Below are 412 nucleotides of genomic sequence, written 5' to 3'. Positions count from 1 at the left end.
ACTGGAGCTAAAAGCATATAGCCAATATGTGCATGTCCATTTTGGCTATTTTTGGCTATCCACGTTGGGGGCGGTAAATTTGCATCAAACCATGAAAAATAAGCGTCAGATGTGTCTACATCAAAGACTAAGCTTGAAATGAAGCAAGGCGGGTTATGTTGGATATACGGCATTTGAATTGCCGTTTTTTTCTGACGAATGATTAAGCCTGCACCCAATTCATTCGTGCAATATGGCTTGTGCGGTAAATTTTTATAAAAAGTTGACCGAAAATCAGTGTCTTGTGCTTCAAATTTATTCATTTATAACAGTAACCGCTTGCAAAGCTCGTAAACACTGCTAAAATTAAGACAGATTCAGGTGTTTTAATTTTTAGTGTTTTCAAGCATTTATATTAAAATTCCGAAGAAAA

Annotated in this window: 1 protein-coding gene; it reads right to left on the bottom strand. The window is 35.9% G+C overall.

Annotated elements, in window-relative coordinates:
- On the bottom strand, positions 1–302 hold a 302-nt coding region (locus DLK05_RS17125; RefSeq protein WP_209319970.1), incomplete at its 3' end, for a replication initiation protein.
- Positions 303–412: the final 110 nt, after the last annotated feature.

Source organism: Ancylomarina longa (assembly GCF_003996985.1).
Classification (GTDB): domain Bacteria; phylum Bacteroidota; class Bacteroidia; order Bacteroidales; family Marinifilaceae; genus Ancylomarina_A; species Ancylomarina_A longa.
Note: the sequence above shows the minus strand (reverse complement) of the source record. Positions and strands in the feature narration are given on the sequence as shown.